Genomic DNA, 13,959 nt, shown 5'->3' with positions numbered 1-13,959 from the left:
CCCGCCCACGCGCGCGCCGGGGTGTCCGCCCCTCTCACCACCGCAGCACCCAGGGGCGCCCGGTCGCCGCGAAATGCCCCACGTTCACGCACTCGGTGGCCCCGATCCGCATCCGGCGGACCAGTGGCTGGTGCACGTGTCCGAAGAGCGCGTAGCGCGGCCTGGTGCGCCGGATGGCGTCGAGGAGCGCCCGACTGCCCCGCTCGAACCGCCGGGCCACGGTGTCGTAGACCAGGTCGGGCACCTCCGGGGGAATGTGGCTGCACAACACGTCCACCTCGCCCAGCGCCTCGACCTTCGCGGCGTACTCCTCGTCGCCGATCTCGTAGGGGGTGCGCATCGGGGTGCGCAGTCCCCCGCCGACGAACCCGAAGACCCGACCGCCGATCTCCACCCTCTCGCCGTCGAGGACGGTGACCCCCGGCCCGGCGTACTCCGGCCAGAGCGAAGGGAGATCGACATTGCCGTAGGTGGCGTAGGTGGGAGTGGGGAAGGCGGCGAACAGTCGCGCGTACTGTCCGCGCACCGCGGACTCGATCACCGCTGCCCGGTCCTCCCCCAGCCCCGCCCAGAGCCGGGCGCCGAAGTCCCTGGCCTCGGCGAAGCGCCGCGCGGTGCGCAGTTCGACGAGTCGCCGGGCGTTGTCGGCGCCGAACAGGTCCGGGAAGATGCCCCGCGCGTTGTCGGCGTAGTCGAGGAAGAGGACGAGGTCGCCGAGGCAGACCAGGGCGTCGGCGCCCTCACCCGCGCGGGCCAGGTCGCGTGCGTTGCCGTGCACGTCGCTGACCACGTGGACGCGGGTGGGGGAATGTCCGGCCGGTACGGGTGTCATGACCGTCAAGCTTGACATCCTTTCGGACGCGGGACCCCGGGAGCATGTCGATGGCCGATTCCCTGCGGCGTCGACTACTGTGCGCGAGGGGGACTCCCCGTGTGTGACACGGCGAACATCTGGACACAGCCCCCTGTCGGAAAGCCGATACCGGCGGGTAACGTCCGGCCAGTCCGGTGCTCAGGTTTTCAACAGACGAGGTCCCGAGCACGTCGCCCGAGTCTCGAACCGCACCGTCGCAGCACACCGTCGTGGCGCCGGCGCCCTATGAGGAGCAGCAGTCTTGCGCGAGTTCAGCCTTCCGGCCCTGTACGAGGTCCCCGCGGACGGCAACCTGACCGATATCGTCCGCCGAAACGCCGCGCGGCACCCCGACGTCGCCGTCGTCGCGCGCAAGTCCGGGGGTTCGTGGCAGGACGTGACCGCCCGGGAGTTCCTCGCCGAGGTACGGACCGCCGCCAAGGGACTGATGGCCTCCGGTGTGGGGCCGGGCGACCGGGTCGGGCTGATGTCGCGGACGCGGTACGAGTGGACGTTGCTCGACTTCGCGATCTGGAGCGCCGGCGCCGTCACCGTGCCGATCTACGAGACCAGCTCCCCCGAGCAGGTGCGGTGGATCCTCGGCGACTCCGGTGCCACGGCGCTGATCGTGGAATCGGCCGGCCACGAATCCACGGTCGAGTCGGTCCGCGCGGAGCTGCCGGCGCTGAAGCACGTGTGGCAGATCGACGACGGCGCCGTGGCGGAGCTGGAGCGACTGGGTGGCGACGTCACGGACGCGGCGGTGGAGGAACGCGGCTCTATCGCCCGCGCCGACGATCCTGCGACCATCGTCTACACCTCCGGCACCACCGGTCGCCCCAAGGGTTGCGTGCTCACCCACCGGAATTTCCTCGCCGAGTGCGGGAACATCGTCGAGCGGCTCCGCCCGCTCTTTCGCACCGGCGAGTGCAGCGTGCTCCTGTTCCTGCCACTCGCGCACGTCTTCGGGCGGATGGTGCAGATCGCGCCGATGGTGGCACCGATCAAACTGGGACTGGTCCCGGACATCAAGAACCTCACCGACGAGTTGGCGTCCTTCCGCCCGACCCTGATCCTCGGCGTCCCGCGCGTCTTCGAGAAGGTCTACAACTCGGCGCGGGCCAAGGCGCGGGCCGACGGAAAGGGCGGCATCTTCGACAAGGCGACCGACACGGCGATCGCCTACAGCAAGGCCATGGACACCCCGGCCGGCCCCTCCCTCCGGCTGCGCGTCACGCACCGGATCTTCGACAAGCTCGTCTACGGCAAGCTGCGCGCGGTGTTGGGAGGCCGCGGCGAGTACGCCATCTCCGGCGGAGCCCCGCTGGGCGAGCGGCTCGGCCACTTCTTCCGCGGCATCGGCTTCACGGTGCTGGAGGGCTACGGCCTGACGGAGTCGTGCGCGGCGACCGCCTTCAACCCTTGGGACCGGCAGAAGATCGGGACCGTCGGGCAGCCGCTGCCGGGGTCGGTGGTGCGCATCGCCGACGACGGCGAGGTACTCCTGCACGGCGAGCACCTCTTCCCGGAATACTGGAACAACCCCGACGCGACCGCCGAGGCGCTGAACGAGGGCTGGTTCCACACCGGGGACCTCGGAACCCTCGACGAGGACGGCTACCTGAGCATCACCGGACGAAAGAAGGAGATCCTGGTCACGGCCGGCGGCAAGAACGTCGCCCCCGCGGTGATCGAGGACCGGATCCGGGCGCACGCGCTGGTCGCCGAGTGCATGGTGGTGGGCGACGGACGGCCGTTCGTGGGAGCCCTGGTCACCCTCGACGAGGAGTTCCTCGGCCGATGGTGTGCCGATCACGGCAAGCCCGCGGACGCGACGGCGGCGTCGCTGCGGGAGGACCCGGATCTCCTGGCCGACGTGCAGGCGGCGATCGACGACGGCAACTCGGCCGTGTCGAAGGCCGAATCGGTTCGCAAGTTCCGCGTCCTGGAATCCCAGTTCACCGAGGAGTCGGGCCATTTGACGCCGTCGCTCAAGCTGAAGCGCAACGTGGTCGCGCGGGACTACGCGGGGGAGATCGAAGCGCTCTACTCGTCGTAGCCCCGAAGGGGCCCCGCTCTCGGCGCGCGGATCGCGTCGCGGGCGCCGCCCGCCACCGTCCACGACCTGCGCGGGGGACCGATCGGCGTCACAGGAGCGCGCGCAGCCGGTCGGCCAGCAGGTCCCGCCGCCACGTCTCCTCGACCCAGGCGCGGCCCCGCCGACCCATCCGGCGGCGGAGGCCCTCGTCCCCGAGGAGCGTCACCAGCCGGTCGGCGGTCTCATCCACGGAGCCTCCCCGCACCACCCAACCGGTCTCGCCGTGCAGCACAGCGTCCGGCGCGCCGCCGGAGTCGCCGGCCACCACGGGCAGTCCCGTCGCCGACGCCTCCAGGTAGACGATGCCGAGCCCCTCGACGTCCAACCCGCGACGGCGGGTCCGGCAGGGCATGGCGAACACGTCGCCCGCGCCGTAGTGCGCGGGCAGTTCGGACCAGGGGACGGCGCCGGTGAAACGGACCGAGCCCGCCACGCCCGTCTCGCGCGCGAGCCGCCGCAGGTCCGCCTCGTAGGGGCCACCGCCGACGACGAGGAGGACGGCCTCCGGCTCCGCCGACAGGATTCGCGGCATCGCCCGAATCAGCGTGTCCTGCCCCTTGCGGGGCACCAACCGCGACACGCACACCACCACCGGCCGTTCGCTCAGGCCGAGCCGGGCCCGGACCCGGTCGCCGCCACTGCCGGGGTGGAAGGTCCGCTCGTCGACACCGGGCGGTAGCCGGACCATCCGCGCCGCCGCCTCCGGGGTCAGCGCCGCCGCGATCCGCGTCCGGGTGTACTCGCCCAGGTATGTCAGCGTGTCCGTGGACGACCCGATACGCCGCAGCAGTCCGCGCGCGGCGGGGAGCGCGGCCCACCCGGCCTCGTGCCCGTGGGTGGTGGCCACCAGCCTCTCGGCGCCCGCGCGGCGCAGGGCCGGCGCCATGAGTCCGAGGGGAGCGGCGGCCCCGAACCACACGGAGGAGCAGCCGTGCTCGCGGAGCAGCCCGACGGCCCTTCGGGTCACGACCGGCGTCGGCAGCAGCATCGTCGCGGGGTCGCGGACCACGGGGAAAGGCTGTCGGGCGTCGAAGGCCGCGGTCGCCTCGACGCCCTCCCGGCCGCGCTTCCAGGTCGAGGCGTAGACGACCAGTCGGTCCGGGTCCAGCCGCAGCGCCATGCTGTGGAGGAACGCCTGGATGCCACCGGGGCGCGGCGGGAAGTCGTTGGTCACGATCAGGGTCTTGCGCATCTCGCCGCCGACCCTACAAGAGCGTCGCGACACGACCGGCGCCGAGCGATGTGGCGGACAGACAGCTGTTCGGACATCATGGTGCCCGAACAGGAGAGAGCGGACAGGGGTCACCGGGTGAAGACGGGCTCGACACGGCCGACGCTGTGGCCCGCGGCGGTCTGGGCCGTCGGCCGGTCGGTGCTCCTCCTGTTCGCGCTGAAGGTGTTCGTCTTCCCCGGCCCGGACGTCACCAGCGACGTCTCCGTGATCTACCAGGGCTGGTACGAGGTGCTCCGTACCGGCGCGTTCCCGTCGGACGACGTCACCTGGCAGTACCCTCCGGCCGCCGCGCTGGCGATCCTGGCCCCCGGGATCCTGCCGTTCCTGGACTACCCGACCGCGTTCTTCGCCCTGGCCTGTCTCGCCGATCTGTCCGTGTTCGCCCTGCTCGCGCGGGCCGCCCGTGGGCCCGAGCGCGGCACCGCCGGCCTCTGGGTGTGGGTGGTCGGCGTCCCGCTGCTCGGCCCGACGGTCTACGCGCGCTACGACGTGATGGTCACCGCGGTGGCCGTGGCCGCGCTGCTGGCCGCCGCGCGCCGCCCCCGACTCGCGGGAGCCCTGGCCGCGTTCGGTGCGCTGCTCAAGGTATGGCCCGCGCTGGTGCTCCTGGGGGTCCGCTCCCGTATCGCCTGGATCGCCGCCGCGATCACCGGTCTGGGCGCGACGGCGGTCTTCGCGCTGGCCGCGCCGGGTTCCCTGGCCTTCCTCACCTTCCAACGCGAGCGCGGCACCGAGGTCGAGTCACTGGGGGCGCTGGTCTTCCACGTCGCCCGGCCGTTCGGCTGGCGGGGCCAGGTGTCGTTGAACTACGGCTCGGTCGAGTTCCTCGGCCCCGGCGTGGAGACGGTGAGCAAGGCGGCCCTGGCCTTGACCGGCCTGGCGTTCGGCTGGTTGCTGCTCTGGCGGCTCTGGGCCGTCCGGTTCCGGGCGCACACCGTCGCGGACGCCGCCTTCGTCGGCGTGCTGCTGTTCGTCACCACCAGCCGGGTGATCAGCCCCCAGTATCTGGTGTGGCTGGTCGGCCTGGCGGCGGTCTGCCTGTGCCACCGAGCGGACCGGATGCGCGCCCCCGCCGTCCTGGTGCTCGCGGCGAGCCTGGCGACGGTGCTGGAGTTCCCGATCTGGTTCGGTCGAGTGGTGGCGGGGGACGCTCTGGGCGTCGCCGTGTTGTTCGTCCGCAACGGCCTGCTCGTGGCGGCGACCCTCACCGCCGCGGTGATCCTCTGGCGCGACACCGTCCCCGGCCGCGCGACCGACGGCCCACCCTCGACCGACACGCGGGCCGCGCCGGAGACCCCGGCCGCCTCTCGCTGACCCCTCCCACCCGGTCGGGACGGGCCGACGATCGGCGCGCCGCTCAGCCGAACTCCTCCCGCAGCGCGGCCCGCCACTCCTGGACGAAGCGCTCCGGGGTTCTTCCCAGCACCGCGACCATGGCCTCGGCGACGGCCCCCTCGTCGTCCTCGGCGCCGACGCCCCGGTAGAAGGCGGCCAGGCGCTCCTCGCCCCAACGCGAGGCGATCAGGTCGCAGGCGGTCCAGCTCTCCTCGTAGGCGCCTGTCCACGTGGCAGCGTCGACAGGCGGGGCGAGAGCGAAGTCGGCGTCGGACGGCAGGGTCTCGGGGATACGGCCCCCGGCCACCTCCTGTGCCACTTCGGGCGCGACCTCGCGGGGCGCGCGGTCCGTGTCGCGGAAGCCGACCCAGTCCGCGTAGCCCTCCGAGAGCCACAGCGGCGTGGCGGGCGTGGTGTGCGCGCGGGTGGCGACATGGGTCGCCTCGTGGGTCATGACCACTTGCCGCCCCTCCGGGGTCAGCAACCCGTAGGACTCCGGGTTGACGATGATCCGATCGGCCGGGGCGGCCTCGCCGACTCCGCTCCGGCCGGTGGTGACCGCCGCCACACCCCGGTAGGCCGAGGCGGGCGCCCCCAGCAGGGCGGCCATGTCGGCCGACGAGGAGGGAACGAGCACCACGACCCGCCGCGCCCAGTCGTCGGCCCAGACGTCCGGCACCCGCGAGACCGCCCGGTCGGCGAGGGCCGCGACGAGGCGCAGCTCGGCGGTCGGCCGGTCCACGCCGAGGACCAGACTGCGGGCACCCCGGACGGCGACGACCGGGCCCTGGTCCCACAGTCGCTCGGGACCGCCCGGGGCCGGGCGCTCGAAGGCGACGCGCCAGGCCCCGTCGGCGCCGCGGACCAACCCCACCGTGCGCGGCACGGTGACGGGGCCCTCGTCGTGGCCGTCGAGCCGGTAACGCAGATCCACGTCGGCGGTACCGGTGCCGCCTCGCAGACGGACGGCGCGCACCCGGTAGGACCACGCGGTCAGCGGCACCGAACGCGGCTCCGCGAGGCCCGCCCCGACGCCCGTCGCGGCGTAGGCGTCGCCGTCCCCTCGGAGGAGGGCCGCCGCCCTGCGGTCGAGCAGAGCGCCCACCGCGGCCTCGGCATCGGCGTCGGGTGCGGCGGTCCCACCACCCCCTCGGGAGACGACAGAGAGGGCCAGGAGCGGACAGAGAAGAACCGCGGAGAGCCCCCGCCGGATTCGTGGACCGCGCATTTCGCGCAGCCTACCGACCGGGGCGGGGGGGCCGACGCCGCCCGCTCCGCGCGGGAGGGACGTCCGACGTCAGACCCGGGTCACGGCGTGGATGGGCATCATCCCCACCGGGTCGTAGCGGACCGGGGCCCCCGGATAGGGCGCGTGGACGACCTGTCCGCCGCCGACGTACATGGCGACGTGGCTGGCGTCGCCCCGATAGGTGACCAGGTCCCCGGGACGTGCCTCGGCGAGCGACACGCGCCGCCCGGCCCCGGCCTGCGCCTGTGAGGTGCGCGGCAGGGCCACCCCCGCCTGTGCGTAGGACCACTGCGTCAGACCCGAGCAGTCGAAGGAGGAGGGGCCGGTCGCACCCCACACGTACGGCCTTCCGAGGGCGGAGCGGGCCGCGGCGACCGCCGCGCCGGCCCTGCCCGAGACGGGAACCGCGTCGGCCGCGCCGGGAATCCGGCCCGAGCGGGAGGCCCGGTCGTGTTCGGCGCGTTCCTCCGCGGACAGCGTCCGCACCAGCCGGCGGGCCTCGGCGAGCTTCCGCTCCACCCGCTTCCGGTGTCCGGCGACCTCTTCGCGGGCCCGTTCCAACTCGGCCAGCGTCGCCCGTGCCTCGGCGCGCGTCTGCGTCAGTCCCCGCAGCGCCCGGTGGAGTCGTCCCAGTTCGCCGGCCTGATGCCTGCCGACCCGGTCGAGGACGGTCGCCTTGGCCAGGTAGTCGTCGGGGTCGGAGGCGAACAGCAGCGCCAGGGCGGGATCGACGCCTCCGGCGCGGTACTCGGCACCGGCCAGGGCGCCGAGGGTGTCACGCATCGCGTTGACGCGTGACTGCTGCCGGGCGATGGTGTCCTGCGCCGTGTCGACCCGCGCGCGCGCCGCGTCGGCGCGCTCCTGGGCCGCGTTGTGGGCCTCGGTGGCCCGTTCGGCCTCGGCGTGGAGTCGGTCCACCTCGGCTCGGGCGTCGTCCCGGGGCGAGGCCAGGGCGGGCGGGAGTGTGCCGAGCGCCGCGACCGCGGAGAGGCACCCGACTGCCACCCGGGCACGCCGGCCGGACCAGGACGCTGCTTGTCGACGATGTGACCCCACGGGTGGCCGTGCTCCTTCCGCTGACGGACGGGGAAACGCGGCAGAGAGTAGCCCGGGGCGGCATGCCCTCCAACGACCTCGGATCGCCCCGCGTACCGGCCTCGCGGCGCCGACGCAGGTCAGCGGCGGGCGACGGGTCGACACACCGCCCCGTGATTCGCCCGTTCGGGCGGCGCGCGGAGTTGATCGTGGCGGTCGGCGGACGGGGCGCGTACCACTCTCACGCGCCCCGGTCGGTGCGGCCGGGGTCGGTCAGACCCGGACGCCCCACATGAAGGGGCCGCCGATGGTGTCCATCGACTCGTAGCGCACGGATGTGCCGGGCCGGGGAGCGTGGAGCACCTGCCCGTTCCCGGCGTAGAGCCCGACGTGGTGCAGGTCGTTGAAGAAGAAGACCAGGTCGCCGATCTGGAGGTCGCCGACGGAGGAGACACGCGTCCCGTAGGAGGACTGGGACTCGGAGGTGCGGGGTATGCCCACCCCCGCCTGTCCGTAGGCCCAGGACGTCAGGCCGGAGCAGTCGAAGGAGGAAGGGCCGGTGGCGCCGTAGACGTACGGGGTGCCGACCTTGCCCTGGGCGGCGGCGAAGGCCGCGCCGGCCCGTCCCGAGCCGGACGCCGAGGGGGAGGCCGAGGAGGACGCGGGAGCGGAGGCCGAGGCTCCGCCGGAGGCGGAGGAGGAGGACTCGGAGGCGGCGGACAGTGCCTCGCGCTCGCTGGTGCGGGAGGCCCGTGCCTCCTCGGCGGCGAGCGCCGCCTGCTCCTCGGCGGTCAGGGTGTTGAGCAGTTCCTGGGCCGCGGACAGCTTGCCCTGGACCTCCTGCTTCTTGTCGCCCAGCTCGGTGCGGGTGGCCGAGAGGTCCTCCAGCTTCTCCGCGGCCTCCGAGCGCTGCTGGGCGAGGTCCCGCTGCTTTTCCTGGATCCGCTTCAGCGCATCGACCTGTCGACTGCTCAACTGGTCCAGCGCGGAGGCCCGGTCGAGGTACTCGTCCGGGTCCGCGGAGAGGAAGAGCTGGACCGACGGGTCGATTCCGCCCGACCGGTACTGCGCGCTGGCCATCGACCCGAGCCCGTCGCGGAGTTCGTTGAGCTCTTCCTGGCCGCGAGCGACATTGTCCTGGATGGTGGAGATCTCCTCCTGGAGCCTCTCCTGCCTCTCCTTGGCGCCGTTGTACTTCTCGGTGGCCTGCTCGGCCTCCTGGTACAGCTTGTCGACCTCTGCCTTGACCTCGTCCTTGTTCGGCTTCTCGGCGGGCGCGGCGTTGGCGGACCCCGAACCGAGGGCGACCGCGGCGGCGGCAGCGGTGGTGAGCACGGTGACGCGTGTGCGGCTGGGCTGCTTGGGTCGACGGTGGGACGCCACGGAGGCGAACTCCTTCGTGTGAGTGATCACCCGTTCGCGGGTTCGAGCAACGACCCTAATGACCCACTCGCGGTGAGTTCAAATCTTCCGCCGGAAAACCCGGCCGCCCACGCCATTCTTTACCTTGAACTCACCTGCCGTGTCCGGACCCTGACCGAAGGTCGTCGCGCCGATCCGTCATCGGGGACAGATGGCGTACGCCGCGTCCTCGCCCGGCAGCTCCGCCGACAGTCAGGAAAGACGCCTCAGAAGCACCGCCGAGGCCACCGGTCTGGCTCCGGCGCGGGCCACCCCGTCGGCCACCTCCCGATCCGTGGAAGCGACCACCACAGGGCGTCCCGGCGGCTCGGCCCGGACCAGCCGGCGGATCAACTCGTCCGCGGTGACGCCGGGTTTGGAGAAGAGCACCCTCACCCCGCGCGGCGGTGCCAGCAGGACGGGGGCGAGGAGTTCGGCCCCGTCGAAGACGCAGGTGATCTCGGCCCCGGTCTGCGCCGCGAGCTGGGAGAGCTGACCGAGCAGCCGAAGTCGCTGCTTGTCGAGCGGCATCTGCGGATACCCGGTCTTGGTCACGTTGTAGCCGTCCACCACCAAGTGGGCCTGCGGCAGCGCGAGGAGTTGGTCGAGAACCGCCGGATCCCCCTCGGACAGGGCGCGCGCCGCGATGTCCTTCGGGGTCATCCGGCCCGGCTCGACCGCGTCCACGGTCTCCGCGGGTCTCATCGAGACCGGCGGGAGTGCCAACTCCCGGCGAAGGCCCTGACTGGCGTCCATCAAGGTGTCGAGCAGCAGCCGGACCCGCATGTCCTCCACGCTCCGTCCCTCGCGGGAGGCCCGGCGCGCGGCCTCCAACGCGGCCTCCGCCTCACCGAGTCTCGTCTTCAGACGACGGGCCTCGCTCTCGGCGGCCGACGCCCGTACCTGCCCCTCGTCCCGCACGGCCTGCGCCTCTGCCCGTGCCTTGCGCAAGGCCGCCTCACCGCGCTTGACGTCGCTGAGCGCGGAGCGCAAGCGGCGGTGCAGGGAGTCGGTCTCCCTCCGCGCCGCCTCCAGCTCCCCACGCAGCCGCTCCGCCTCGCCCCTGGCCTGTTCCCGCGCACGCGTCAGTTCCTCGCGGAGCCGCTCCAGCTCGGCCCGACCCTCCTCCTCGACCCGTTCGGCATCCGCCCGGAGTACCTCCTCGCCGGCCGCGGCCACCAGCTTCACCCAGCCGGGAGGCCGCAACACGTAGGCCGCCGCGGCCACGTCCAGGGGGTCGGCCGCCGGGAGAGGGGTGCCCGAGTCGAGCGCGCCGGACAGCTCCGCCTGGGTCTGCCGGAGCCGGTCGGCGATGCGCTGCCGGAAGGCGGGGTCGGTCTCCACGGCGGCGGCCATGGCGTTGCCCGCGAACTTGACCCGACGATTCGGCGTGAAACGAGCGTACTGGCGTAGCTGCGTGGGCAGTTCGGCAGGGCTCAGTCCACCGAAGCCGTCGGCGACGATCCCGACGACGCGACGCCGCACGCCGTCGGGCAAGGGACGGTCGAGCACCTCGGCGGCGCCGCCCTCCGGCCCCCCGCCCTCTGTCTCCACCATCCGTCACCCCAACCCACGTCACGTCCACCGGCCGTCCCGGTACGGTACGCCGGTCGACCTCCGGGTTCCGCGCCCTCAGGACGCGGGACCCGGCCTGTCCACCAGTTCCACCCGGTCCGCGGCGTCGCACCAACGGCACCGCACGGACTCGATGGTCTCACTCACCACCCGGCGCTCCTCGACCTTCGGCTCGCCGGCGAGGTCCAGATGGACGTACTCCACGACCCGTGAGGACCGGGTGACGTCGAACCGCGTGAGGTTGCCGCACAACGTGCAGCGCCAGCGCGTCGTGGCGGTCGGCAGGGGAACTGTCATCGTGGCTTTCCGCCTTCTTCCCGGGTCGGCGACGCCCCGGACGTCCCGGCGCGCGTGGCTCGCCACCCTAGGCCCTGTCGGACGGTCGACGCCCTCCGGTCCGGCGGCGAGGCACCCGATCCCGGGCACGGGGGTCGGTCATGATCTGTACCCATGATCCGTGAATGGCGCTCGTCCCGGGTCCGACGGGCCGGGGCGGCCTCGCCGCGCCCTTCCGACGAACCGGCCGCGGCCGTGGTGACGTACGGACTGATCGCCGCGTGCTGCCTGGTCTTCCTGGTCGGCCCGGCGGCCGGACTCAACCCTCTGTGGGGGACGGGGGACGAACTGGAGGCCGCCCGGAACGCCTGGTTCCGCCGGTGGGGCGTGGTCCCCGCCGATCTCTTCTCGCACGCGCCGCGTGCGCTGCTCACGCCGGTCACCGCGCTCTTCGCGCACGCGAGCTGGGTTCACCTGCTCGGAAACATGCTGTTCCTGCGCGTCTTCGGGACGATGACCGAGGAGCGGATGGGTCGCGGGCAGTTCCTGCTCTTCGCCGCCGGCTGCGGCTACCTCGCGCTGGTCGGCTACGCGGTGGCCCACCACGACTCACGACAGGCTCTGGTCGGGGCGTCCGGGGCGATCTCCGCCGTCCTCGGCGCCTTCCTGTACCTCTTCCCGAGAGCCCGGGTGACCAGTCTCCTGCCGTTCCTGTTCTTCCTGCCCCTGCGCTTCCCCGCGTGGGTGGTCCTGCCCTTCTGGGCGGCGCTGCAGTGGCTGGCGCTCGGACGCACGGGCGAGGGGCCGGGAGTGGCCTACCTCGCCCACGTGGTGGGCTTCACCCTGGGATTCCTCTACGCCTGGGCCCGCTTCGGACGATCGACCCCCGCGCCGACGGTCGACGCGGGGGCGAGCGGGGGTGCGGCGGGCGGTCGGGGCCGACGCACCGGAACCCACCCGGGACCGGGAGAGGCGCCGGAGGCCCGGCCCGGCACCCCGAGGGGCGAGCAGAGGACCGACCCGGGTCTAGAGTGAACAGCACCCGAGCGCCGAACCCGAGGAGCACCCACCGTGATCACCGCGATCGTCCTCATCAAGACAACCGTGGACCGGATCCCCGAGATCGCGGAGGAGATCGCCTCGCTGGAGAGCGTCAGCGAGGTCTTCTCCGTGACAGGCGGCCACGACCTGATCGCCATGGTCCGGGTCGGGGAACACGAGGAGTTGGCCGACGTCATCCCCGGGCGGATCAGCAAGATCCCCGGTGTCCTGGGCACGGACACCCACGTGGCGTTCCGGACGTACTCCCAGCACGATCTGGAGGCGGCGTTCTCGATCGGTCTGGACGGCTGACCTCGCCGGGTCCCGGCACCCGCGGGCGCGCGGGCGGAGTCCGCGCACCGGGCGGACCGGGGTCGTCGGCGGGGCTTGAGCCGGAGATCTGGGTCACGAGATCGGCTGTCGCGGCGCCCGGGCCCCGGCCGGGGCCGCTCGGCGCGCGGCGGGTCCCGGCACGGGGCGTCCCCCCTCGTTCCGGTAGGTCCACCGCGCGCCGTTCCGCACCAATTCGCGCGTGGCGGTCACGAACCGTTCCACGTGCTCCACGGGCGTGCCCGCGCCGAAGCTGACGCGGACGGCCCCGAGGCGCTCCTCGCCCGGCGCGACCTCGCTCCCGCAGCCCCCGGGCGTGCCGGAGCCACCGCCGAGCAGGACCCGCACCAGCGGGTGTGCGCAGAAGAGACCGTCCCGTACCCCGATCCCGTGCTCGGCGGAGAGGGCGGCTGCGAAGTGGGAGCCGTCCCAGCCGTCGACGACGAAGGACAGCACCCCGACGCGCGGAGCGTCGTCCCCGAAGAGCGACAGGAACCGCACCTCGGGGACGTCGGCCAGGCCCTCCCGCACGATGTCGATCAGGCCTCGCTCGCGAGCGGCCAGCGTCTCGAGCCCGGCCTCCCCGAGCGCGCGGCAGGCCGAGGCGAGGGCGTAGGCCCCGATGACGTTGGGCGAGCCGGCCTCGTGCCGGGCGGCGTCGTCGTGCCAGGTGACGTCCACCGCGCCGTCGGGTCGCCGCACGACGCTCCGGCTGGCGCCGCCGCCGGCGAGGTGGGGTTCGGCCGCGCGCAGCCAGTCGGCTCGGCCCGCCAGGACACCGGACCCGAACGGAGCGTGGAGCTTGTGGCCCGACAGGGCCACCCAGTCCACGTCGAGTTCCCGCAGTGAGACCGGGTGGTGCGGGGCGAGCTGCGCCGCGTCGAGCACGGTGCGGGCGCCGTGCTCCCGTGCCGCGGCGGCGAGTTCGCGTACCGGCCACAACTCTCCCGTCACGTTCGAGGCCCCGGTGACGCAGACCAGCGCCGGACGGTCGCGGTTCCGGTGGGCGAGCGCCTCGCTCAGGGTCTCGACGGCCTCCCGAGGGCCGCGGGGGGCGTCGAGGTAGGTGACGTCGGCGCCCCGCCACGCCAAGAGGGAGGCGTGGTGCTCGGTCTCGAAGACGTAGACTCGGCACCCCGCCGGGAGCGCGGCGGCGAGCAGGTTGAGGCTGTCGGTGGTGGATCGGGTGAAGACCACCTGGTCGTCGTCGCGACAGTCGAGGAAGGCCCCGACGGTCCGGCGGGACTCCTCGAAGAGGTCGGTGGACAGCCGGGACAGGTACCCGGCACCTCGGTGCACACTGCCGTAGTAGGGGGCGTAGGCGGCGACGTCGTCCCACACCCGTCGCAGCACGGGGGCGCTCGCGGCGTAGTCGAGTGCGGCGTAGGCGACTTCCCCGCCGGTGACGAGCGGCACGCTCACGTCGAGACCGAGAACGGGCAGGGGGGAGGACAGCTCTCGGTCGGCGGTGGTCGAGACGGGGGCGACGGCGGTGGCAGTGGCGGTGGCGGGCATGGGGGTACTCCTGTGCG

12 protein-coding genes are annotated in these 13,959 nt (G+C 73.3%); 4 read left to right on the top strand and 8 right to left on the bottom strand.

Annotated features, from left to right (window positions below):
* Nucleotides 1-34 precede the first annotated feature (34 nt).
* The gene (locus JEK78_RS17700; RefSeq protein WP_200264228.1) at nt 35-832 is read right to left on the bottom strand and encodes a metallophosphoesterase; all 798 of its coding nucleotides are present in this window, start codon (nt 830-832) and stop codon (nt 35-37) included.
* A 283-nt stretch (nt 833-1,115) separates the two neighbouring features.
* Here JEK78_RS17700 and JEK78_RS17695 point away from each other — a divergent pair, with 283 nt between their 5' ends.
* Nucleotides 1,116-2,912: an AMP-dependent synthetase/ligase gene (locus tag JEK78_RS17695; protein ID WP_200260686.1), complete on the top strand. Its 1,797-nt coding sequence runs from the start codon at nt 1,116-1,118 to the stop codon at nt 2,910-2,912.
* An 88-nt stretch (nt 2,913-3,000) separates the two neighbouring features.
* Here JEK78_RS17695 and JEK78_RS17690 read toward each other — a convergent pair whose 3' ends face one another.
* A complete protein-coding gene (locus tag JEK78_RS17690) occupies nt 3,001-4,143 on the bottom strand; it encodes a glycosyltransferase family 4 protein (protein ID WP_200260682.1) in 1,143 nt (380 codons plus the stop codon).
* A 117-nt stretch (nt 4,144-4,260) separates the two neighbouring features.
* On the opposite strand from JEK78_RS17690, the gene JEK78_RS17685 reads away from it, so the two are divergent.
* Nucleotides 4,261-5,499, top strand: a complete 1,239-nt coding sequence (locus tag JEK78_RS17685; protein ID WP_242483128.1) for a glycosyltransferase 87 family protein — start codon at nt 4,261-4,263, stop codon at nt 5,497-5,499.
* A gap of 43 nt (nt 5,500-5,542) precedes the next feature.
* Here JEK78_RS17685 and JEK78_RS17680 read toward each other — a convergent pair whose 3' ends face one another.
* From JEK78_RS17680 to JEK78_RS17660, 5 genes are all read right to left on the bottom strand, one after another.
* Nucleotides 5,543-6,748: a hypothetical protein gene (locus tag JEK78_RS17680; RefSeq protein ID WP_200260675.1), complete on the bottom strand. Its 1,206-nt coding sequence runs from the start codon at nt 6,746-6,748 to the stop codon at nt 5,543-5,545.
* A gap of 69 nt (nt 6,749-6,817) precedes the next feature.
* Entirely contained in the window at nt 6,818-7,825 is a 1,008-nt protein-coding gene (locus JEK78_RS17675; protein ID WP_200260672.1) for a C40 family peptidase, read from the bottom strand.
* Between the two features lie 252 nt (nt 7,826-8,077).
* Nucleotides 8,078-9,187 carry an NlpC/P60 family protein gene (locus JEK78_RS17670; protein ID WP_200260669.1) on the bottom strand — a complete coding sequence of 370 codons (1,110 nt, stop codon included), beginning with the start codon at nt 9,185-9,187 and terminating at the stop codon, nt 8,078-8,080.
* Between the two features lie 231 nt (nt 9,188-9,418).
* Entirely contained in the window at nt 9,419-10,762 is a 1,344-nt protein-coding gene (locus JEK78_RS17665; protein ID WP_200260666.1) for an NYN domain-containing protein, read from the bottom strand.
* A gap of 75 nt (nt 10,763-10,837) precedes the next feature.
* Nucleotides 10,838-11,077, bottom strand: coding sequence for a hypothetical protein (locus JEK78_RS17660; RefSeq protein WP_200260663.1), 240 nt, complete (start codon nt 11,075-11,077; stop codon nt 10,838-10,840).
* A 153-nt stretch (nt 11,078-11,230) separates the two neighbouring features.
* Here JEK78_RS17660 and JEK78_RS17655 point away from each other — a divergent pair, with 153 nt between their 5' ends.
* On the top strand, nt 11,231-12,091 hold the full coding sequence (locus JEK78_RS17655; protein ID WP_200260660.1) for a rhomboid family intramembrane serine protease: 861 nt from the start codon (nt 11,231-11,233) through the stop codon (nt 12,089-12,091).
* Nucleotides 12,092-12,127: 36 nt separating this feature from the next.
* Nucleotides 12,128-12,409: an Lrp/AsnC ligand binding domain-containing protein gene (locus tag JEK78_RS17650; RefSeq protein ID WP_200260657.1), complete on the top strand. Its 282-nt coding sequence runs from the start codon at nt 12,128-12,130 to the stop codon at nt 12,407-12,409.
* 93 nt (nt 12,410-12,502) lie between these two features.
* Here the strand turns inward: JEK78_RS17650 and JEK78_RS17645 are convergent, their stop codons facing one another.
* Complete coding sequence (locus JEK78_RS17645; RefSeq protein ID WP_200260654.1) at nt 12,503-13,942, bottom strand: aminotransferase class V-fold PLP-dependent enzyme; 1,440 nt, start codon at nt 13,940-13,942, stop codon at nt 12,503-12,505.
* Nucleotides 13,943-13,959: the final 17 nt, after the last annotated feature.

It is taken from the genome of Streptomyces sp. HSG2 (assembly GCF_016598575.1).
Classification (GTDB): domain Bacteria; phylum Actinomycetota; class Actinomycetes; order Streptomycetales; family Streptomycetaceae; genus Streptomyces.
Note: the sequence above shows the minus strand (reverse complement) of the source record. Positions and strands in the feature narration are given on the sequence as shown.